This is a genomic window from Xanthomonas codiaei (genome assembly GCF_002939785.1).
Classification (GTDB): Bacteria; Pseudomonadota; Gammaproteobacteria; order Xanthomonadales; family Xanthomonadaceae; genus Xanthomonas; species Xanthomonas codiaei.
This window is the reverse complement of sequence record NZ_MDEC01000004.1, coordinates 42,255-64,823: the sequence shown is the minus strand read 5'-3', so window position 1 is coordinate 64,823 and position 22,569 is coordinate 42,255. Positions and strand designations below refer to the sequence as shown.

Annotated in this window: 13 protein-coding genes; 11 read left to right on the top strand and 2 right to left on the bottom strand. The window is 66.6% G+C overall.

Features of this window, described 5'->3' with window-relative positions; genetic code table 11:
- Nucleotides 1–72 precede the first annotated feature (72 nt).
- From XcodCFBP4690_RS03920 to pbpC, 6 genes are all read left to right on the top strand, one after another.
- On the top strand, nucleotides 73–1,065 hold the full coding sequence (locus XcodCFBP4690_RS03920; protein ID WP_104539753.1) for a nucleoside hydrolase: 993 nt from the start codon (nucleotides 73–75) through the stop codon (nucleotides 1,063–1,065).
- A 759-nt stretch (nucleotides 1,066–1,824) separates the two neighbouring features.
- Nucleotides 1,825–6,726: an alpha-2-macroglobulin family protein gene (locus XcodCFBP4690_RS03915; RefSeq protein WP_208622685.1), complete on the top strand. Its 4,902-nt coding sequence runs from the start codon at nucleotides 1,825–1,827 to the stop codon at nucleotides 6,724–6,726.
- A gap of 557 nt (nucleotides 6,727–7,283) precedes the next feature.
- Entirely contained in the window at nucleotides 7,284–10,250 is a 2,967-nt protein-coding gene (locus XcodCFBP4690_RS03910; RefSeq protein ID WP_104539751.1) for a TonB-dependent receptor, read from the top strand.
- A gap of 152 nt (nucleotides 10,251–10,402) precedes the next feature.
- A complete protein-coding gene (locus XcodCFBP4690_RS03905) occupies nucleotides 10,403–11,350 on the top strand; it encodes a glycerophosphodiester phosphodiesterase family protein (protein WP_146091836.1) in 948 nt (315 codons plus the stop codon).
- Nucleotides 11,351–11,618: 268 nt separating this feature from the next.
- On the top strand, nucleotides 11,619–12,413 hold the full coding sequence (locus XcodCFBP4690_RS03900; protein ID WP_208622684.1) for a CPBP family glutamic-type intramembrane protease: 795 nt from the start codon (nucleotides 11,619–11,621) through the stop codon (nucleotides 12,411–12,413).
- Nucleotides 12,414–12,503: 90 nt separating this feature from the next.
- Nucleotides 12,504–14,933 (top strand): penicillin-binding protein 1C, encoded by a 2,430-nt coding sequence (gene pbpC, locus XcodCFBP4690_RS03895; RefSeq protein ID WP_104539749.1) that lies wholly within the window; start codon nucleotides 12,504–12,506, stop codon nucleotides 14,931–14,933.
- A 480-nt stretch (nucleotides 14,934–15,413) separates the two neighbouring features.
- On the opposite strand, the gene XcodCFBP4690_RS03890 is transcribed toward pbpC, so the two are convergent.
- Both XcodCFBP4690_RS03890 and XcodCFBP4690_RS03885 read right to left on the bottom strand, forming a co-directional pair.
- A complete protein-coding gene (locus XcodCFBP4690_RS03890; RefSeq protein ID WP_104539748.1) occupies nucleotides 15,414–15,974 on the bottom strand; it encodes a ferritin-like domain-containing protein in 561 nt (186 codons plus the stop codon).
- Between the two features lie 42 nt (nucleotides 15,975–16,016).
- Complete coding sequence (locus XcodCFBP4690_RS03885; protein ID WP_104539747.1) at nucleotides 16,017–16,499, bottom strand: peroxiredoxin; 483 nt, start codon at nucleotides 16,497–16,499, stop codon at nucleotides 16,017–16,019.
- A gap of 161 nt (nucleotides 16,500–16,660) precedes the next feature.
- Between XcodCFBP4690_RS03885 and XcodCFBP4690_RS03880 the strand changes: the two genes are divergently transcribed.
- The 5 genes from XcodCFBP4690_RS03880 (at nucleotide 16,661) to hflC (ending at nucleotide 22,377) form a co-directional block, all read left to right on the top strand.
- Entirely contained in the window at nucleotides 16,661–17,137 is a 477-nt protein-coding gene (locus XcodCFBP4690_RS03880) for an Hsp20/alpha crystallin family protein (protein ID WP_104539746.1), read from the top strand.
- A gap of 399 nt (nucleotides 17,138–17,536) precedes the next feature.
- Nucleotides 17,537–18,433 (top strand): DnaJ C-terminal domain-containing protein, encoded by an 897-nt coding sequence (locus XcodCFBP4690_RS03875; RefSeq protein ID WP_104539745.1) that lies wholly within the window; start codon nucleotides 17,537–17,539, stop codon nucleotides 18,431–18,433.
- A gap of 857 nt (nucleotides 18,434–19,290) precedes the next feature.
- The gene (gene pilH / locus XcodCFBP4690_RS03870; RefSeq protein ID WP_104539744.1) at nucleotides 19,291–19,677 is read left to right on the top strand and encodes a twitching motility response regulator PilH; all 387 of its coding nucleotides are present in this window, start codon (nucleotides 19,291–19,293) and stop codon (nucleotides 19,675–19,677) included.
- A 703-nt stretch (nucleotides 19,678–20,380) separates the two neighbouring features.
- Nucleotides 20,381–21,514 carry an FtsH protease activity modulator HflK gene (hflK, locus tag XcodCFBP4690_RS03865; protein ID WP_104539743.1) on the top strand — a complete coding sequence of 378 codons (1,134 nt, stop codon included), beginning with the start codon at nucleotides 20,381–20,383 and terminating at the stop codon, nucleotides 21,512–21,514.
- A complete protein-coding gene (gene hflC, locus XcodCFBP4690_RS03860) occupies nucleotides 21,514–22,377 on the top strand; it encodes a protease modulator HflC (RefSeq protein ID WP_104539742.1) in 864 nt (287 codons plus the stop codon). Before hflK ends, hflC begins: the two co-directional genes overlap by 1 nt.
- Nucleotides 22,378–22,569 lie beyond the last annotated feature (192 nt).

Here is a 22,569-nt window from a genome sequence, read left to right as displayed (position 1 = left end):
GCCGGCGTGTAGCAGCATCCAGCCGCCGGCGATCCTGCCGGCGGTTTTTTTTATGGCGGCAGGAGTGAGGACATGCAGCGGATCCGGCAACGGGTATGGGTGATGGTGGCGATGGTGTGCGTGTCCGGCGTTGCGTGGGCGCAACGTCCTGCACCGGCCGAACCGCGCGCAGCCGTGCCGCTGGCGGCCGAGAAGGTGGTTGTTTCCACCGACATCGGCGACGACATCGACGATGCCTTCGCGTTGGGCCTGTTGTTGCGCAGCCCGCAGCTGGACGTGCTGGGTATTGCCTCGGCCTGGGGCGACACCCGCTTGCGTGCGCAGTTGTTGCAGCGCTTGCTGCAGCAGGCCGGGCGCGGCGAGATTGCGTTGGCGGTGGGGGCACCCACGACCAGCACGATTGCCTTCAGCCAAGCGCGCTGGGCCGCCAAGGGGCAGCTGCCGGCCGGGTTGCCGGATGCGGCGGCGATGATCCTGCAGCAGGCGCGGCGTCATCCGGGCGAAGTGACCTTGCTGGTGCTGGGCCCGATGACCGATGCCGCGTTGGCGCAGCAACGCGATCCGGCCGGCTTTGCCAAGCTCAAGCGCATCGTGGCGATGGGCGGCTCGGCGCGGGCGGGCTACGGCAAGTCCGCGTATCGCCCGGCCAGTGCGCCGGCACCGGAATACAACATCCTGGCCGACGTGCCTGCGGCGCAACGGGTGTTCGCTGCGGGCGTACCCATCGTGCTGCTACCGCTGGATGCCACCCAGGTCGGGCTGGAAGAGCCCGAACGTATCGCGCTGTTCGCGCATGGCGACGGTCTGACCGATGCGCTGACCCAGCTCTACTACCAATGGCGCAACACCGACCAGCCCTGGGCCAGCGCCACCCCGACGGTGTTCGATGTGGTGCCGGTGGCCTGGTTGCTGCAGCCGCAGCTATGTCCGACCACCCCGCTGCACCTGGACGTGGACGCGCAGGGCTACACCCGCGAAGTGCCAGGCGCACCGAACGTGCAGGCGTGCCTGCGCCTGGACAAGCCGGCGTTGATTGCGTTGTACATGCGACAACTGCTGCGCTGAGATGCCTGCTGCAAACTCCGGCGTGGCGGCGTGGACTGCCCCTCATCCGCCCTTCGGGCACCTTCTCCCGCGAACGGGAGAAGGGAAGGGCACGAGCATCGCGGCGTTGCTGGGAGCCTTGGTATTTCCTTGAACCGCCCCCTCATCCGCCCTTCGGGCACCTTCTCCCGCGAACGGGAGAAGGGAAGGGCACGAGCATCGCGGCGATGCTGGGAGCCTTGGTATTCCCGTGAACCGCCCCCTCATCCGCCCTTCGGGCACCTTCTCCCGCGAACGGGAGAAGGGAAGGGCACGAGCATCGCGGCGTTGCTGAGAGCCTTCGTATTTCCTTGAACCACCCCCTCATCCGCTCTTCGCGCACCTTCTCCCGTCAAATGGGGGAAGGGAGAGGCATGAGCTTGGTGGCGTTGCTGGCCACTTGGGGCAATGACGCGCGTGCGGGCCAGATAGACGTCCATCCAGCCTGGCCCCCCTTCTCCCGCGTGCGGGAGAAGGTGCCCGAAGGGCGGATGAGGGGCTGTTGGGAAATCCCTTTCAGCCCACCCAAGACGCATCGAGTCCAGGTGCCCTGCTCGATGCGCCTGCGCGCAGCCGATCCAGCAACCGCCAGGACTCCCTGCCCGAGGCCGCTGAAGACCAGGACGCGGAGCGCCAGAGGAGCGATGCCTGTGCTGCCGCGCCACGCATGCGGGTGAGGCACGTCGCTATACTGGGCGCCTCAGTCATGGGATAGCACGAATGGACAGCCGGGGATCAGGGATGAGGGCGTCGGGCATGCAGCGCATGCTGCTGTGGGTGGCGTTGCTGGCGGTGGCGCTGGGCAGCGTGGCCTGCAGGCGCAATGAGAGCGGCCAGCTGCCGGCGGCCAGCGGCGAGGCGATCAAGGGCGACACGCAGGCCATCACCGGTTTTGCGCTGGCGCGCGCCTATCCCGACCAGACCAGCGATGGCGTGTCGCTGGCGCTTGAATTCTCCCGGCCGCTGGTCGGCACGCAGGATTTCGATGCGCTGGTGCGTTTCGAGGAAAAGGTCGGCAACGGCGACAGCAGCTGGTCGCTGTCCGACGACGGCAAGACCCTGCGCTATCCGTATGTCGAGGCCGCCAAGGACTACACGGTACTGGTCGACGCCAACCTGCTGGCCGCCGACGGCAGCCGGCTGGGCAAGCCGCTCAAGCAAAAGGTCTATACCGGCCAGTTGCAGCCGGTGGCCGGGTTCGCCTCGCAGGGCAGCGTGCTGCCCGCGCGCGAAAGCCGCGGCCTGCCGGTGGTGTCGGTCAACGTGCCGGAAGTGGACGTGGAATTCCTGCGCGTGCGCGAGAAGTCGCTGCCGGCGTTCTTCCAGCATTTTCAGCGCGGCGGGCGCCGCGGCAGCTGGGAGTTGGAGAGCGAGTACAGCGGCAAGGAGCCGTTGTCCAAGCTGGCCGACCCGGTCTACGTCAACCGGTTCATCCTGGGCGGCAAGCAGAACGAGCGCGTGCTGACCTACCTGCCCACGCAGGACATCAAGGAGCTGCAGGAGCCGGGCCTGTACTTTGCGGTGATGAAGCGCGCCGGCAGCTTCGGCAACGAATTCGATACCGCGTTCTTCACCGTCAGCGACATCGGCCTGCATACGCGCGCCTACAAGGACAAGCTGTTCGTGCACACCGCCTCGCTGCAAAGCGGTGAGGCGATCAAGAACGTGGAAATCCGCATCCTGGATGCCAAGGGCGAGCTGTTCCTCAAGGGCGCTACCGACGGCAACGGCAATGCGCTGCTCAACTACACGCTGGATGCCGGCCATGTGCTGGTGGCGCGCAGCAAGACCGATCTGTCCATGCTGCCGTTCAACCAGCCGGCGCTGGACCTGAGCGAATTTGCGGTGGCCGGACGGCAGAGCGCGTGGTTCGACGTATTCGCCTGGGCCGGGCGCGACCTGTATCGCCCCGGCGAGACCATGCGCGTCTCTGCGATCCTGCGCGATAACGACGGCAAGCCCACCAAGCCGCAGCCGGTGTTCCTGCGCCTGAAGCAGCCCGACGGCAAGACCTTCCGCGAAACCAAGCTGCAACCCGGCGAACAGGGCTATTTCGAGTTCACCCAGCAGATTCCCGCCGACGCGCCGACCGGCCGCTGGCAGGTGGAGTTCCGCACCGACCCGGCCAGCAAGGAGGCCGTGCAGGGCATGACCGTGCGCGTGGAAGAATTTCTGCCCGAGCGCATGAAGCTGGACCTGGACAGCACGCAGAAGACTTTGAGCGCCGGCCAGCCGTTCAAGCTGGTGGCCAATGCCGCGTACCTGTACGGCGCGCCGGCCGATGGCAACCGCTTCACCGCCAAGCTGGCGGTGAGCGTGGAGCAGCACCCGCTGGAGTCGTTGCCGGGCTGGTTCTTCGGCGACCCCACGCTGGAGCTGCCGCGCGAGGCCAAGGACGTGATCGATACCGAGTTCGGCGGCGACGGCATCCTGCGCGAAGACATCGCGCTGCCGGCCGAGGCCAAACCGGTCAGTACGATTGCCGCGGTGGTCTCCGGCAGCGTGTATGAAACCGGCGGGCGTACCGTCACCCGCACGCTCAAGCGCGTGCTGTGGCCGGCCAAGGCGCTGGTGGGCGTGCGCCCGTTGTTCGACGACAAGGACGGCGCCGATGCCAATGCCAACGCGCGCTTCGAGATCACCCGCGTGGATGCCGATGGCAAGCCGCAGCCGGCCAAGGGCCTGAAGGCCACGCTGGTGCGGGAGCTGCGCGACTACCACTGGAACTACACCGACGACCATTGGGACTACGACTTCACCCGCCGCTTCGAGAACAAGGACACGCGCACCATCGACGTGGCCAGCGGCAACGCCAAGCTGGATTTCCCGGTGGAGTGGGGCGAGTACCGCCTGGATGTGTTCGACCCGGCCACCGGGCTGACCACGCGCTATCCGTTCCGCGCCGGCTGGAGCTGGAACGACGAAAATCGCGGCCTGGACGCGCGCCCGGACAAGGTCAAGCTGGCCCTGGACAAGACCGGCTACCGCGCCGGCGATACGCTCAAGGTCACCTTGACCCCGCCGCATGCCGGCAAGGGCGTGCTGCTGGTGGAAAGCGACAAGCTGCTGTACGTGCAGGACATCGACGTCAAGCCGGGCAGCACGTTCGAGATTCCGGTGACCGACAGCTGGGAGCGCCACGATGTGTATGTCACCGCGCTGGTGTTCCGCGGCGGCACCGCCCCCAGCAAGATCACGCCCGCACGCGCGGTGGGCGTGGCGTTCGTGCCGATGGAACGCAAGACCCGGCGCGTGGCAGTGGGTCTGTCGGCGCCCAAGCAGATGCGCCCGGAGCAGCCATTGCCGGTGACGGTGAGCGTGCCCGAGCTGGCCGGCAAGGCCGCACACGTGACCATCTCGGCGGTGGACGTGGGCATCCTCAACATCACTCGCTTCCCGGTGCCCGATGCCAATGCGCAGTTCTTCGCGCAGCGGCGCCTGGGTACCGATGCCTACGATATCTATGGCCGGGTGATCGAGAGCTTCGAAGGCGCCAGCGGCAAGCTCAAGTTTGGTGGCGACATGGCACTGGAAGCACTGCCGCAGGCCAAGCGCCCCACTGCGCGCGTGCAGACCGTGGACCTGTTCTCCGGCTCGGTGAAGCTCGATGCCCGTGGCAATGCGCGCGTGCAACTGCCGGTGCCGGATTTCAATGGCACCCTGCGGGTGTCTGCGCTGGTGTATTCGGACTCGCGCTACGGCAACCGCGACATGGAAACCGTCGTGCGTGCGCCGATCCTGGCCGAGGCCAGCATGCCGCGCGTGATGGCGCCGGGCGACCGCAGCACGGTGACGCTGGACGTGCAGAACTTCACCGGCAAGCCCGGCGAGTTCAATGTGCGCGTGGACGGCATCGGCCCGCTGGCGATTGCCGAGGCGACGCGCAGCATCAAGTTGAACGTGGATGCCAAGCAGACGCTGAGCTTTCCGCTCACCGCCACCGAAGGCTATAGCGTGGCCAAGGTGCGCGTGCGCGTGGATGGCAACGGCTTCAAGGCCGACCGCAGCTATGAATTGCCGGTGCGTGCCGGCTGGCCGCAAGTGCTGCGTGCGCAGACGCGCGTGCTCGATCCGCTGGCGCCGATCACCCTGGACAGCGGCTTTGCCGATGGCCTGATGGCCGGCTCGGTCACCGCGCGCATGGTGGTCAGCCCGCTGCCGCCGATTCCCTTCGCCAGCGCGCTGCAGGGTGCGCTGGAGTATCCGTATGGATGCGCCGAGCAGACCACCAGCAAGGGCTATGCGGCGCTGTTGCTCGACGACGCCACCGCCAAGGCGCTCGGCACCCAGGGGCTCGATGCGGCCAAGCGCCGCGAACGCATGGAAGGCGCGTTCGGGCGGCTGGCGTCGATGCAGATCGCCAGCGGGCATTTTTCGATGTGGGGCGACGACGGCTACGTCAATCCGGCGCTGACGCCGTACATCGCCGAGTTCCTGCTCGACGCCAAGGATGCCGGTTTCACGGTGCCCGACAACGTGCTGCAGAAGGCGCTCAATCGCCTGAGCGAAGATCTGCTCTCCGGCGGCAACGAGTTCTATGGGCAGGACCGCCGCGACAATCTGAAGTTCGCCAACCAGGCCTGGTCCGGCTACGTGCTGGCACGCGTCAACCGCGCCCCGCTGGGCACGCTGCGCGCGCTGTACGACAACCAGCGCGACAAGGCGCTCACCGGCTTGTCGCTGGTGCACCTGGGAGCGGCGCTGTTGCTGCAGGGCGACACCAAGCGCGGCGAGGCGGCGATCAAGGCCGGCTTTGCCAAGGACAGTTCCGAGCGGCCGCCGTATTTCGGCGACTACGGCAGTGCGATCCGCGACGATGCCTTGATGATGGCCCTGCTGCACGAGCGTGGCCTGTCCAAGCCCGAGTACGACACCCGCGCGGTGGCGCTGGGTCGTGCGCTGGATGCACGCCGCGCCGGTGGCCCACTGTGGCTGAGCACGCAGGAACAGGTCGCCCTGGCGCGCCTGGGCAAGGCCTTGATGGTGGGCCAGGGCAAGCAGGTGTCCGGCACGTTGACCATTGGTGGCGACGCCCAGCAGATCGCTCCGGTGCGCGTGTTCGGGCGCAGCTTCGACAGCGCCGCGCTTGCACGCGGTGTGCAGTTCGCACCGCAGGGCGAGGCGCCGATGTACGCCAGCCTGGAAGTGGCCGGCATCCCGCGCAGCGCACCGGAGGCAGATACGCGCCACCTCAGCGTGGAGCGCAGCTGGTACACCACCGATGGCAAGCCGTGGACGCCGCGCGCGTTGAAGGAAGGCGAGGCGCTGATCGTGCGCGTCACCATCACCGCCAACGAATCGATGCCCGATGCATTGCTCACCGACCTGCTGCCGGCCGGCCTGGAGATCGAAAACTTCAACCTGGGCGATGCCAAGCAGTGGGCCGACGTGGTGGTGGACGGCATCGGCATCAGCGAGCGTTCCAGCGCTGCCGACATCAAGCACGAAGAGTTCCGCGACGACCGCTACGTGGCCGCGCTGGCGCTTTCCAAAGGCAGCAAGGCCCAGCTGTATTACCTGGTGCGCGCAGTCACACCGGGCACCTACACCGTGCCGCCGTCGCTGGTGGAAGACATGTACCGGCCGGAATTGCGCGGGGTGGGGCGCACCGCGCCCGCGACGATCACGGTGGTGCAGCCATAAGGCGATGCGTTGGCCCTTCTCCCGTCGGGACATTGTCCTCCTTCATGGAGGAGAAGGTGCCTCGCAGGGCGGATGAGGGTAGCTGCGAAGCCTGATGTCATCGATGGCTGAGTGGCTTCGCTCCGCACCCTTATCCCCAACCCCTCTCCCGCCGGGAGAGGGGCTTTGATCGCCCGCGGCAGGAGTGAAGAGGGATAAGGTCGCAAACGTAGCGGTGCCGTAAGCGATTCCTTCTCCCGTCGGGACATTGTCCTCCTTCATGGAGGAGAAGGTGCCCCGCAGGGGCGGATGAGGGTAGGTGCGAAGCCTGGTGTCATCGATGGCCAAGTGGCTTCGCTCCGTACCTTCACCCCAATCCCTCTCCGGCCGGGAGAGGGACTTTTGAAGCGCCGCACTGAAGGTCGTTGCGACTCCGACGACCTGCTTCGTATCTGGCGACACCGCTGCGCATTGTCTTGGCGGTGCGATGCAAGCGACACGCAAGGGTCATTTCTACTGGCTACGGTGGCGTGCTTTCTCACAGGCGTGGCGCCCTTGCTGCGCGATCCCGGGATTCCATGCAGCGCTCCGATTCGTGCCGTTTTCACTTGACCGTTCTCGCCGTCGCCATCGCGGCATGTTCACCAGCGTTGCAGGCGCAGACCAACGCGATGTCTGCTAGCGCAGAGCGCACCGTTTCATCGTCGCCTGCATCATCTGTAAGTCCTGCAGACGCTAGCGCGGCACCGGACGACGCGGCAGGCGCAGAATCCGCCGCGTCCCCGGGTGAGGTATCCAACGCCGATGCACCAGCCGCCGCAACCAAAACCGGTGTGCAGACGCTGGATGCCATGCAGGTCACCGGCGTACGGCGCGCCAACGCCGCCGCAGTGGAGAGCAAGCGTGCGGCGACCAACATCACCGATGTGATCAGTGCCACCGATGTGCGCGCATTGCCGGACAGCACGATTGTGGAAGCGCTGCGTCGCGTTCCGGGGTTGTCGGTACTGCCCGCAACCGACAACGAGCATCCGCGCGACGAAGCAGCCATGCCGGTGCTGCGCGGCCTGGGTCCGTCGTACAACAATGTCACCATCGACGGGCTGACCATCGCATCGCCCGGCACGCCGAACGGCACGCTCGGGTCGATCACCCGCGGCGTGCGGCTGGATCTGCTGCCGGCTTCGATGGTCAGCGAGCTGCAGGTGGTCAAGACCTTTACGCCGGATCTTGATCCCAATGCCACCGGCGGTGCGATCAACCTCAAGACGCGCAGCGCATTCGAAAATGGTGGCAAGCCGTTCTTCAGCGCCGAAGCGGCGCTCGGCCACGCCAACGATGTGGGCAAGCCGCGCGACCAGGACGATCTCGGCTACCGGTTGAATGCCACCGGCAGCCGTACCTTCGGCAGCGAGCAGCAATACGGGCTCACGCTGTCGGCCAACTGCCAGACGCTCAGCAGCTACACAGAAACCCATATGACCACCGATACGGTGCATTACGGGTTCTACGACAACAATGGCGTGCTGCAGACCGGTGCCAATCTCGGCAATGGCTGGGCGGTGCCGCAGCAGGACAAGTACTGGTACGTGCAGAACCAGCGCGACCGCTATGGCGTTACCGGCAAGTTCGAACTACGGCCCAGCGCGGCGCTGGAAGCCTATGCCATGGCCGGCTACTACTATTTCAAGGACAACATGGAGCGCAACGAGGTCATCATCGATCCGCGTAACCGCAACCAGGTGTTCAACCAGACCGCCACGTCCGGCAGCTATCCGGGCGGCGATATCGAGGTGGGCTATTCCAACCAGATCGTCACCACGCGCACCAAGGTGGCGCAGTTGGGAACGCTCTGGCGGCCGACCGACCGGCAGCAATTCTCTGCGCGCGGTGCGTGGTCGGATGCGACCTACGACGAGCCGATCCGCATGATCAAGTACGCCACCGGCATCAGCCGCGCCGCGCCGGTGCCGGTGGGGCAGACCGGCAGTGGCGTGACCCTCAATGCCACGCCCAATTACGCATTCAACTACGACACCTCCAGGTTCGATCAACGGTTTGGCGTGTCGCCGCAGGCCTACAACAACCTCGACAATTACAGCCTGTCGTACTGGCGGCCGGACTACAAACGCACCGCCGCCGATCGCATCCTCACCGGTCGGCTCGACTACGGCTTCAATCAGGGCGAAAGCGATCAGGGCATTGGCGTTGCGGCAGGCGTGTCGTACACCACCGACAAGCCGTCCTACGACATCTATCGCGTGGAATATCAGCCCAATGCCAGCGCGCCGGTCTTGGGCCTGGCCGACGTGGCCGGCACCGGCACGGCGCCGATGCGCTACGCCGGCCTGAACCTGCTCACCATCGATCCGGACAAGGCCAGCCGCGTGCTGGCCAACACACCATTGAGCGCTTTCAACAGCACCGACCAGCAGGCCTTCAGCAACCAGGACAACTTCGCGCACACCGAGAAGATCTTCGGCAGCTACGGCCTGGTGAGTTATCGCAGCGACCGGCTCAATGTGCAGGCCGGTGTGCATCTGGACAGCACCAGGCTCGACATCGTCGGTCGCCAGCGGCAGCTGGATACCGCCACCAACCGATATGTGTATGTCGACAATCCCACCAGCGCGGATTACGACTATCTGCTGCCGTCGGCCATCATGACCTACCACCTGACCGACGCGCTGGACCTGCGCGCCGGTGCCAGCCGCACGCTGGGCCGCCCGCCGTACGATGCGTATGCCGCCCGCACCTCGATCGGCTTCGTCAACACCGCCGACGCCGGCAACCCGAATGCACAAGACGTCACCGTCACCATCGGCAACCCGGATATCAAGCCGCGCGTGTCCAATAACCTGGATCTGTCGCTGGAATGGCGCCTGCCTGGAGATTTCGATGCGTTCGCCTCTGCGGCGGTGTTCGACAAGCGCATCCAGGACGAAATCTTTACCCTTTCGCGCACCGACAGCTACACCTTCGACGGCACCACCTACGCCAATGCGCTGATCAGCACGCCGGCCAATGCCGCCAAGGCACGCATCCGCGGTGTGGAATTCAACGGCATCGTCAACACGCTGGCACCGCTTGCTTCGTGGCTCAGCGGTGTGGGCTTCAGTGCCAATGTTGCCGTGCTCGATGGCAGCCTCGACGTGCCATACAGCGTGGGCAGCGGCACCAATGTCACCCAGCGCGAGCGCAAGCTCGACAACCTAGTCGGCCAGCCGGACTACACCGCCAACGCCACGGTGTTCTACAACAGCGGCGGCCTGGAACTGCGCGCGGCCTACAACCGCCAGGGAAAGGCGCTGCGCGCCATCGTCAGCAATATCGATTGGCAGGATCTGTACTGGTCGCCACGCTCGCAGCTGGACTTCAGCGCGACCTATGCCATCAGCAAGCAGCTCAGCCTGGTCGGCCAGGTCAGCAACCTCACCCATAGCCGCATCACCAGCGTGACCGGCCCGGGGCAGAACCTGCTCAAGGACAGCTATTCGGTGCCCACGACCTATTGGGTTGGTCTGCGGTTCACCCCAGCGTTTTGATCCGGCCGCAGCAAGCCCTTGTTCGCTGCGGCATGCCTGTCTCCAGCGCGTGGTGCCAGCCTGTACGGGGGCGCATGCGCCGATCGTTCGCAGTCGGTCTGTTGCGCTGGCGGATGCGCAGTGCGTTCTTTCCTTCACCTGGAGTCGTTCCGATGTCCTTGCAATCTATCGCCGTCCTCGCTGCGCTGGTGTGTGCGGCCATGACCAGTGCAGCCAGCGCAGCGCCGGGCGGCGTGGCCGCCATCCAGGCACGCCTGAGCAATCCGCACGGCGGCATCGTGGTGGTGGCCCATCGCGGCTGTCACGCGCCGGCACCGGAGCACGGCTTCGCTGATACCGCGCCGGAGAACTCGCTGGCCGCATTGGAGCGCTGCATCGCAATCGGCGCCGATGTGATGGAAACCGACGTGCGCCGCGCCGCCGACGGCACGCTGGTGATGCTGCACGATGCCAGCGTTGACCGCACCACCGACGGCACCGGCAAGCTGTCCGAGCTGACCCTGGCCGACCTGCAGAAGCTGCGCCTGCGCAGTGACGAAGGCGGCGCACAGGCGCCATTGACCGACCAGCGCGTGGTCACGCTGGAGCAGATGCTGGCTGCGTCCAAGGGCCGCATCCTGCTCAATCTGGATGTCAAGGATGCGATCTATGTGCAGGTGGTCGATGCGGTCGCGCGCGCCGGCATGCAGCACCAGGTGATCGTCAAGGCCGAAGCCGGCATCGCCACGCCGCCGCTGGCGGCGATGGTACCGTTCAACACCGTGTATTTTTTCCCGATCTTGATCAATGCACACGGCACTGCCGATCTGGCCGCGATCGCCACCGCACAGACCCGCAACGCACGCCCGATGGCATTCGAGTTGCCCAAGATGACCGCGGAGCAATTGCCCGCCCTGGCAGCGGTCAGCAAGGCACACAACGTGCGGTTGATGGTCAACTCGTTGTGGGACGGCTTCATTGCCGGCTATGGCGGCGATGCCGATGCGCTGCGCGACCCGGACCAGGTCTGGGGCCGCCTGTACCGCGATGGGGTGAGCATCATCCAGACCGATGCGCCGGAAGCGTTGCTGCGCTATCGCGCCACGCTGGAAAAACGCTGAGTACGTGGCAGGAGTGCGCAGTGGACCTACTGATCGGCGCGCTGCCCAATCAAGCGTCACCATGTCACCGTGTACAGCGGGCACCAAGAGGCGCCTGACCGCCTGATGGAGCGGTCGCGTGCAAAGACCACGGTGCATGCTGCACGCGAGCCGCCGACTCGCAGGGTCTGGCGCCACGGCCATCGGCTTGACCAGGTCGAAGCCATTGCGGGCATCGGTCGGCACTGGCTACAGTCGCACTCCGACGGTTGCGCTCAAGGATGTCTGCATGTCGCTCGCGTTCCGCGCCTGGCCGTTGGCCCGGCATCTTGTCTGGCTGGCAGTGCTGCTGGTCGCGCTGCAGGTGCGCGATATCGCCAAGGCCATCGGCCTGCCGATTCCCAGGATTCCGGTGCCGTATGGCGGTGCGATCCTCGACAACGGGCTCAGCGTCATCGTCGTGCTGGCGGCGGCCGCCTTGCTCTACCGCAGCACGCCTGGCGATCTGTACGCGCGCCTGGGGCTGTGCTGCAATGGCCTGCGTGGGCCGCTGTTGACGCTGCTTGCCACGCTGCCGTGCTGGATCGGCCTGTGGACGCAGGCCACCGCGATCGGTACCGACGACTTGCTGGGCCTGCTGTGGTTGGCGGTGCTGTTTCCGCTGGCCGAAGAGATCGTCTTCCGCGGGTTCGGCTTCGTGTTCGCCTGCAGCGCGCTTGCCTGGCGCCCGGCGTTGGCCGCGCTGCTGCAGGCGCTGGTATTCGGCGGCGTGCATTGGCTGGGGGCAGGCGGCGCTGGCGGTGAGGCACTGCTGATCTTTGCCATCACCGGGATCGGGGCGCTGCTGTTTGCCATCGTGGATGCGCAGGACGGCTACACGATTTGGAGCGGCTGGGTGCTGCATGTCTCGCTCAACGCCGCGTGGACCGTGTTTGCGGTGTCCGACTCGGCCGCCAGTGGCTGGCTGGGGATGGCGCTGCGGTTGTCGGCGGTGTTTCTGGCGATGGGATTGCTGCGGGCATTCGTCAGGCCTGCCCGGCCCGCGCACAGCGCTGTCGTCGCTGCCCGGACGCCGCACCCCTAGCGCCGCGGATGGTCAGCCGGCGTTGGCAATAACACCGCCCGCACCGCGTGGCAGTGGCCGAAATGCGTTTTGCCCTGCATGCTTTGCACGATGGACGAACAACCGCAGGCGCAGACAGGGATGGACCAGACGCCGCCGCGCCCGCGTGCGCCGATACAACCGGCCAAGCGTCGCCGCCGTTGGCTGCGATGGCTGCGATGGCTGCGCTGGAGTGCGGCCGCGCTGCTGACCGTGTTGCTGGTGCTGGACCTGGCCTTCCCGCTGCCGCTACCCAAATCTCGCGACACCTCCACCCTGGTGGTGGCGCGCGACGGCACGCCGTTGCGTGCGTTCGCCGATCGCAATGGCGTGTGGCGCTATCCGGCCAGCCCGCAGACGGTGTCGCCGCTGTATCTGCAGGCATTGCTGAATTACGAGGATCGCTGGTTCTGGCACCACCCTGGCATCAATCCATGGGGGCTGCTGCGTGCCGGCGGGCAGTGGCTGGGGCAGGGGCGCATCGTCTCCGGCGGTTCCACCCTGACCATGCAGGTGGCGCGCATCCTGGACCCGCATACGCGCACGCCATGGGGCAAGATCAAGCAGCTACTGCGTGCGCTGCAGCTGGAAGCGCATCTGAGCAAGCGCGAGATCCTCACCCTCTACCTGGAGCGCGCGCCCTACGGCGGCACCATCGAGGGTGTGGAAGCGGCCAGCTGGGCCTACCTGGGCAAGCCGGCCAGGGCGCTCTCGCAGGCCGAAGCGGCCTTGCTGGCAGTGTTGCCGCAATCGCCCAGCCGGCTGCGCCCGGACCGGCATCCGGAGGCGGCGCAGCGCGCACGCGACAAGGTGCTCGATCGCATGGTGGAACTGGGCGTGTGGTCGCGCGCGCAGGTGGACGATGCGCGCATCGAGCCGGTGGTGACCCGGTCGCTCAAACCGCCACTACATGCGGCCCTGCTGGCGCAGCGCCTGCACAGCGCACAGCCGCGCGCCGCACGCATCGTCACCACACTGGACGTGGAGCTGCAGCGCACGCTGGAAGAACGCGTGAGCAGCTATTTCTCGCAATTGCCCGAACGTACCTCGGCCGCCTTGCTGGTGGTCGATAACGCCACCATGGAAGCGCGCGCCTACGTGGGCTCGGCCAGCTTCGGCGACCGTCGGCGGCTGGGGCATGTGGACATGGTGCAGGCCTGGCGCTCGCCCGGCTCCACGCTCAAGCCGTTCCTGTACGGCATGGCACTGGACGATGGCCTGATCCATTCGGAAAGCCTGCTGGTGGACGCGCCACAGAGCTTCGGCAATTACCGGCCCGGCAATTTCGATGCCGCCTTCAATGGGCCGGTGAGCGCGGCCACTGCATTACGGCTGTCGTTGAATGTGCCGGCAGTGGATCTGCTCGATCGCATCGGCCCGGCACGCTTTGCCGCGCGGCTGTCCAATGCCGGGATCGCCCTGCATTTTCCACGCGGCACGCCGCCTTCGCTGGCGCTGATACTGGGTGGTACCGGCGCGCAATTGCAGGAGTTGGTCGGCGCCTTCGCGGCGTTCAATCGCGGCGGCATTGCCGGGCATGTGCGCTATACGCCGGACGATGCCCAGATCAACCGCCGGCTGATGTCGCCGGGTGCGGCCTGGATCGTGCGCGAGATCCTGCAGAGCAACCCGCGCCCCGGCTATGGCAGCGGCACCTTCGACACCGCCGCGCGTCCGGGCGTGGCCTGGAAGACCGGCACCAGTTATGGCTACCGCGATGCCTGGGCGATCGGCGGAACGCGTCGCTACACCGTGGGCGTATGGGTGGGGCGACCGGACGGCACGCCGCTGCCGGGGCAGTACGGCGCGGTGACTGCGTTGCCGCTGATGTTCGAAGTCATCGATGCATTGCCGCGCAATGCCGGCGACAGCGCGCCACTGCCGATGCCTGCCACGGTGCAGCCGGTGGAGATCTGCTGGCCGCTGGGCGGTGCGGCCGAGCAGACGCCGCCGCCGTTGTGCGCGCGCCGGGCCGAGGCCTACACGCTCGAGGGTGCGGTGCCGCCCACCTTTGCCGAACGCGATGCGCGGCTATGGCAGAGCGGCCAGCTGCGGTTCGAGGTGGACGCGCGCAGCGGCCAGCGCTTGTCGCAGGAATGCACCCAGCCGCATCAGCGGGAACCGCGTGCGTTGGCGCGCTGGCCGGCGCTGGTGTCGCCCTGGCTCAGCGCGGCCGAGCGCGCGGCCGCGCAACTGCCGCCGCTGGCCGCCGACTGCCTGCCCGATGGACGCATGACCGGTGGCGGCGTGCTGCGCATCGACGGGCTGAGCGACCGCGCCACCCTGGCGCGCGCCAACGACAGCGCCCGCCCGGTGCGGCTGCAACTGCGCGCGCTGGGCAGTGAAGCGCGCATCGACTGGCTGCTGGATGGCCGCTGGATCGCCCAGACCAGCGGGCGACAGGGGTTTCAGCGCGATTTTGCCGAGGTAGGCCAGCACACGCTGACCGCGATGGCCGCCGACGGCGCCTGGACCCAGGTGCGCTTTCGCGTCCTGCGTTGAGCGGGCAGGGCCACAGCACTGTTGTGGCAGGAGCGCACCTGGGTGCGACAGACACTGCCTGGAATCTCGTCGCGCCCGGGTGCGCTCCTAGGGAATGATGGTTGTCTGCATGGTGTTTAAAACTCACCGCTCAGTTGGCAAGCCATACCGGCGATGGATGGAAGCGTGGTGCTCAACGGCACGCTGTTTTTTCTGCATCGTGTGGCGGCGTCCACGCAGGAACACCGCTGCCGGGGTAGGAGCGCACCCGGGCGCGACGGGCGTTGCCTGGAAATCTCGTCACGCCAACATGGGTTCCAACGATGGCCAAGGGCATGGCGTGCCGCATCGCAGCGGCATCGGCCGGAACGACATCATCCACGCGCCACTGCGCGGAGCGGACAGCAAACAGGGCGCTCGGGGCGCCCTGTCTGTTTCATCATCGCTGTCGATACTGCGGTACACCAAACGCATCGATCAAACGCATCGCCACAGTTTGTCTTACTCGCCGATCCAGCCTTCCAGCATGTCGGCGAATTCGTCGGCGTGCTCTTCTTCCTGGGCCAGGATGCTTTCCAGGATGCGCTTGGTGGTGGTGTCCTTGTCGCCGATGAAATCGATCATCTCGCGGTAGCTGTCGATGGCGATGCGCTCGGCGATCAGGTTTTCCTTGACCATGTCGCGCAGATCGCTGCCTTCCTTGTACTCGGCGTGGGAGCGCCTGGTCAGCGTATCCGGGTTGAGGTCGGGTTCGCCGCCCAGCTGTACGATGCGCTCGGCGAGCTTGTGCGCGTGTTCCTGCTCTTGCTGCGCATGCTCCAGGAACTCGCCCTTCATCGCGTCGGCGAGCATGCCCTTGGCCATGAAGTAGTGGCGGTAGTAGCGCAGGGTGCACACGTATTCTGTGGCGAGCGCGGTGTTGAGCAGTTCGATCACCTTCTCGCGGTCGGCATGGTAGCTCTCGGTGATGGCACCGTCTTCGATGCTCTTGCGTGCGCGGGCGCGCAGGGTGGCGGTATCGGTGATACCGGCGGTGGTAGTGCTGGCTGGCTGAGTGGACATGGCTGGCCGTTTTCCTTCTGAGTGGACGGGGAAATCAGTGGATCAGTCGGGCAAGTGCCGCAGGACGTAATCGGCGGCAGACACCTTGAACTCGCCGGGCTCTTCGACGAACAAGGCCTTGACCACGCCGTCGTCGGCATACAGCGCGTAGCGACGCGAGCGCATGCCCATGCCCGAACCGCTGGCGTCGATCTCCAGGCCCAGGGCGCGCGCCAGTTCGGCGTTGCCGTCGGGCAACAGATGCAGGCCGTCGGGGACCAGCTGGCTGCGCCCCCAGGCCTGCATCACGAACGGGTCGTTGACGGCGGTGCACAGCACCTCGATGCCGCGTTTGCGGAACTCCTCGAAGTGCTCCACATAGCCCGGCAGGTGCTTGGCAGAACACGTGGGCGTAAACGCGCCCGGTACCGCGAACAGCAACACCTTGCGGCCGGCGAACAGGCTATGCGTGTCGACCGCTTCGATACCCTCGCGCATGCGCTTGAGCACTACTTCGGGAATGCTGTCACCAACGGCGATGGTCATGGGTGGGGCTCCTGTGGCTGAACGAAGTCTAGAAAAGGGCAGGGGAAAAGCGCGTCAACGCGCTTGAAATCCGCAACCCGACGCCTATCTGACGCACATGGCCGGCGCAACGATGCACGCCACCGCCGCCGGCCCCTCACCCAACCTTTTGGAGGCTTGCAATGAACATCGTTCGTTATCCCCAGTGGCCCACGCACGCCCTGCAAAACGAGATCAAGCATGTGTTCGACCGCTTCTTCGAACAGAACGGCGATACCGACGAATCGGCCGTGGTCACCGCGCAGTGGGTGCCGCGCGTGGACATCAAGGAAGAGGCCAATCACTTCGTGCTGTATGCCGACCTGCCGGGCATCGACCCGAGCCAGATCGAGGTGCAGATGGACAAGGGCATCCTGTCGATCAAGGGCGAGCGCAAGGGCGAGTCCAGTACCGAGACCAAGCGCTTCTCGCGCATCGAGCGCCGCTACGGCAGCTTCCATCGCCGCTTCGCGCTGCCCGACAGTGCCGATGCCGACGGCATCACTGCGGCCGGCCATAACGGGGTGCTGGAGATCCGCATTCCCAAGCGTCCGGCGGCGACACCGCGTCGTATTCAGGTCGGCAACGGGCAGGACGCCAGCGGCGGCACGGTGCAGTAAGCCGCGTGGTCGCAGCGAGGCTGCAAGGCCGCCGATTCCGCTGACTGCCACGCTCCGGGCCGCGTATGGCGCCCGGAACGTGGCATTACCGGGCGGCCGCCCGTGCGCCGATGCGACGAGCCACTGAAAGGCAATCGACCTGGGGCGAAGCCATCGGCTTCGCTCCCCGGCGACGGTCGCGCCGTAGAATAGGCGCGGTCGCCCGCCCGGCTGCGAATGGATCGGCTGGCACTTGAGTTGCGTCAGCGCCACGGCGCGGTGGGTATCCGGATCTGCAGGGGCGGCATGTCCCTGCAGATCCGGGTACCCACCGCAGTCATGGCCGCGCCAACCGGGTGCCGCCCCTCGAACTGGCTCGTGGCCCTGGCTGCGGGCCGTTTTTTTTCCAGAGGTGATTAGATGGAATTCAAGGATTACTACGCAACGCTGGGCGTGGAGCCCAGCGCAGGCGATGCGGAGATCAAGACCGCCTACCGGCGGCTGGCGCGCAAGTACCACCCCGACGTCAGCAAGGAAGCCGGCGCCGAAGACAAGTTCAAGGCCATCAACGAAGCCTACGAGGCCTTGCGCGACCCGGCCAAGCGCAAGGCCTACGATCAGCTGAAGGCGCAGGGCTATCGCCCCGGCGACGAATTCCAGGCTCCCCCCGGCTACGGCGGCGGGCAGGGCTTCGATTTCGAGGAAGTGTTCGGCAACGGCGGTGCCGGTGGCGGCTTCAGCGATTTCTTCGAGAGCCTGTTCGCCGGCCAGCGCGGTGGGCGGCCACGCGGCCCGGGAGCCGGTCCGGGCGCGGGAGCCGGCCCTCAGGCGCGTGGCGACACCCGCGCCAAGCTGGCGGTGCCGCTGGAGGCCGTGCATTCGGGCGACAGCGTGCGCATCACCATCAATGGCAAGCAGCTGGACGTGCGCGTGCCCAAGGGCGTGCAGCCCGGCCAGGTGATCCGCCTGAGCGGGCAGGGCAACGGTGGCGGCAATCTGCTGCTGGAGATCGAATATGCCGCGCACCCGCACTTCGAGGTGGACGGGCGCAACATCCTGTACACCTTGCAGGTCACGCCCTGGCAGGCCGCGCTGGGCACCACCATCAGCGTGCCCACCCTGGGCGGGTCGGTGGAGTTGAAGGTGCCTGCGGATTCGGATGCCGGCCGCAAGCTGCGCCTGCGCGGGCGCGGGCTGCCGGGCACCACCCCGGGCGACCAGATCGTGGAACTGGAAATCCTGGCGCCGGCGCCCACCGACGATGCGCAGAAGAAGGCGTATCGCAATCTCGCCAAGGCCTTTGGCGAGACGGTGTGAGGTTCCCCACAACGGGAACTGGAGTCCCTCCCTACGGGGCGATGAGGCACGGCTTGCGCGCCATTGGCGCGCGAGGTGGTGGGGGAGGGTACGCTCGGCCAGCACCGCAGCAGTCGACGTCGATCTGCACCATCGAATCGTAGCCATGCCCTCATCCGGCGCTGCGCGCCACCTTCTCCCGCCAGCGGGAGAAGGGACGTCTGGCTGCGTGTGACATGTTGGTTGCGCTGCACGACCATCCACCCGCTCCCTTCCCCCGCTCGCGGGGGAAGGTGCCCGAAGGGCGGATGGGGGGACGTGCGTTCACACGCCAGCGCCGTGCGTTGCCATGCCTGCAGCCGTATGGCCATGACGGTGTTGCCCTCATCCGGCGCTGCGCGCCACCTTCTCCCGCCAGCGGGAGAAGGGACGCCTGGCTGCGTGTGATCTGTTGGTTGCGCTGCACGGCCATCCACCCGCTCCCTTCCCCCGCTCGCGGGGGAAGGTGCCCGAAGGGCGGATGGGGGAGGTGCGTTCACACGCCAGCGCCGTGCGTTGCCATGCCTGCAGCCGTATGGCCATGACGGTGCTGCCCTCATCCGGCGCTGTGCGCCACCTTCTCCCGCCAGAGGGAGAAGGGACGCCTGGCTGTGATCTGTTGGTTGTGCTGCACGACCATCCACCCGCTCCCTTCCCCCGCTCGCGGGGGAAGGTGCCCGAAGGGCGGATGGGGTGACGTGCGTTCACACGCCAGCGCCGTGCGTTCGCGTGCAGCAACACTTGCAAGGCGCCAGGCAGCACGCATCGGGCAGTTGGCCCGGCCCAGCTACCGAAAGCGCTGCCGGCGCACTACACTCGCCGCACACTAGGGGAAACACATGGCACGCATTCTGATCGTCGACGACTCGCCGTCGCAGCTGCTGGGGATTCAGCGCATCGTCGAGAAGCTGGGACACGAAACCATTACCGCCACCGATGGCGCCGCCGGCGTGGAAGCCGCCAAGGAGTCGCTGCCGGATCTGGTGCTGATGGACGTGGTCATGCCCAACCTCAACGGCTTCCAGGCCACGCGCACGCTCAAGCGCGAGCCCACCACCCAGCACATCCCGGTGATCCTGGTGACCACCAAGGACCAGGACACCGACCGCATGTGGGGCATGCGCCAGGGCGCGCGCGCCTACATCACCAAGCCGTTCTCCGAAGACGAACTGCTGGAAGTGATGGAGCGCGTGTTCAACCAGAAGGAAGAACCACCGGCGGCCTGAGCGCGTCGGCAAGGCTCTACCGGACAAGGTCCTTCGCAGGCGGGCGGGGCACTCCCCGCTTCCATGGGCGCAGGCTGGGATAAGGATAAGCGGCATGGCGATCCTCGCCCCGACCGGTGCACGGGTCGAGCAGATGCGCCGTTGAGGGCCGCCGGCGCAACGCCCCATGCATCGCTGCGCACGGCCGCGTCAACTCACCAGGCGGCGTCACGCCTGCGACCGACGCAGCGGTTGCCCGCACGCAACCACTACGGCTCCGGTGAGCCAGAGGCATCGGCGTCGGCGCATTGCCCAGCGTGGCAGCGCGCATCGTCCCCAAACGTCGGATCTGCGCTTACGCTCCCCTTTGGTTCGGCCGGGGCGCACGTCGATGCGCCCGCTCGCACCCATGCACGCCAGCCCAGCGTTGGCAGGCCAGGGCTGCCCGCTCAGGCGGGCGACATATCGATAGTTCGCTCCCGGCTATCGCCCTGCGGGGCAGGCGCGCGCCTGGTCCTTCGATTCCCGCCCGCGCAGGCATGTCGCTGGTCGCTCGGTGCCGGCACCCGCTTCGCGTTCGATCCGCCCCAGCGGCTAAACCGCCGATGCACCGATCCGGGCCTTTCAAAACGGCGGGTCTGCCCCATCTAGTAGAATCGGCGAATCACACAACACGGCGGCACTGCGGGACTGGCCCGCACAGCCCCTCGATCACGGAGCGTGCATGGCCTGGAATACACCCGGCAACAAGGGCGGAGATGGCCCGGATCCCAACCGTCGCAGGTCCTGGGGGCCGCGCGGCGGCGGCAATGGCGGGGGCTGGGGCAATCTGCCGGCGCCATTGAAGGAGCTGTTCGATGGCGGCGTGGGCCGCTGGATCCTGGTCGCGGTGGTGCTGATGGTGCTGTTCTCCAGCTTCCAGCTCATCGGCGAACAGCAGCGTGGCGTGGTGCTGCGCTTCGGCCAGTTCTCGCGCATCCTGCAGCCTGGCCCGAACTTCAAGCTGCCGTGGCCGATCGAGTCGGTGCGCAAGGTCAATGCCACCGAGATCAAGACCTTCAGCAACCAGGTGCCGGTGCTGACCCGCGACGAGAACATCGTCAACGTCTCGCTCAACGTGCAGTACCAGATCAGCGACCCGCGCAAGTATCTGTTCGGTTCGCGCAATGCCGACCTGGTGCTGGAGCAGGCCGCGCAGAGTGCCGTGCGTGAGCAGGTCGGTCGTTCCGATCTCAATACCGTGCTCAACAATCGCGGCCCGCTGGCGATCGCGTCCAAGGATCGCCTGCAGGCCTCGCTCGACGCCTACAACACCGGCTTGTCCGTCACTGCCGTCACCCTGCCCGACGCCCGTCCGCCGGAAGAGGTGAAGCCGGCCTTCGACGAGGTCAACGGTGCCCAGCAGGTGCGCGAGCGCCTGATCAACGAAGCCCAGGCCTACGCCGCCAAGGTGGTGCCGGAAGCGCGCGGCCAGGGTGCACGCACCCGTACCGGCGCCGAAGGCTACAAGCAGGCGGTGATCTCCAAGGCCGAGGGCGATGCCGACCGCTTCACCCTGCTGCAGGAACAGTATGCCGGCGCCCCGGAGGTCACCCGCAAGCGGCTGTGGCTGGAAACCGTGCAGAAAGTGCTGGCCGAGAACCGCAAGGTGATCGGCAGCGATGGCCGTCAGGTCATCTATGTGCCGCTGCCGGCCGATGCCAACAAGCCTGCCAACGCCAGTGGCAACACCAACGGTGGCATGCCGTCGATGGTGCCGCAGGATGTGCTGCTCAACCCGCCGCAGAGTGCCAGCAGCGAGGCCATCCGTAATCCGGATCGCGGCCCGCGTCCGACCGGCCGTGAGGGAACCGAATAATGAAGAATTCGCTAGTCATCGGCCTGATCGTCGCCGTGTTGCTGGGCCTGATGGGCTCGGTGTTCGTGGTGCGCGAGGACCAGACCGCCATGGTGCTCAACCTGGGCCGCGTGGTGCGTGCCGACCTCAAGCCCGGCCTGCACTTCAAGATTCCGATGGTGGAATCGGTGCGCGTGTTCGACCGTCGCTTCCAGGTGCTGGACACCGCCCCGGCGCGATACTTCACTGCCGAGCAGAAAGACGTGAGCGTGGATTTCTTCGCCATCGGCTACATCTCCGATGTGCGTGCGTTCTACCGCGCCACCGGCGGCGAGGAGGCCGTGGCGAACTCGCGCCTGGCCCCGATCATCACCGACTCGCTGCGCAACCAGATCAACTCGCGCACCCTGCAGCAGCTGGTCTCCGGCGACCGCAGCGAGCTGATCGCCAACCAGCTCAAGGGCATCAATGCCGCCATCAAGGGCCTGGGCATGCAGATCACCGACCTGCGCATCAAGCAGATCGACCTGCCCACCGACAGCCAGGTGATCACCGACGTCTACGAGCGCATGCGCGCCCAGCGCAAGCAGGAAGCCAGCAAGCTGCGCGCCGAAGGCGAAGAGCAGGCACTGACCATTCGCGCCCAGGCAGACCGCGAGAGCACGGTGATCAAGGCCGATGCCGAGCGCGACGCACAGAAGCTGCGTGGCGAAGGCGATGCCCAAGCCGCGCGGATCTACGGGCAGGCCGGCTCCAAGGACCCCGCGTTCTACGCCTTCTACCGCAGCCTGGAGGCCTACCGCGAGTCGATGACCGACGGCAACGGCGTGGTTGTGCTGGACAAGAACGACCCGTTCCTGCAGTACCTCAAAAGCGATCGCTGAGTTGCTCTGCTTGAATCGAAGACGCCCGCGTAATGCGGGCGTTTTTTGTATGTGGCTCTTTTGCCGAGCAGGTACGCCCCCCAGCTGCAGGAAAGCATCTGGGCGCGATCACCTGACCCGAATACCCGTCGCGCCCAGGTGCGCTCCTGCGCGAGGGGTATTTCGGGTTGCGGATCCGGGCACACTACAGAT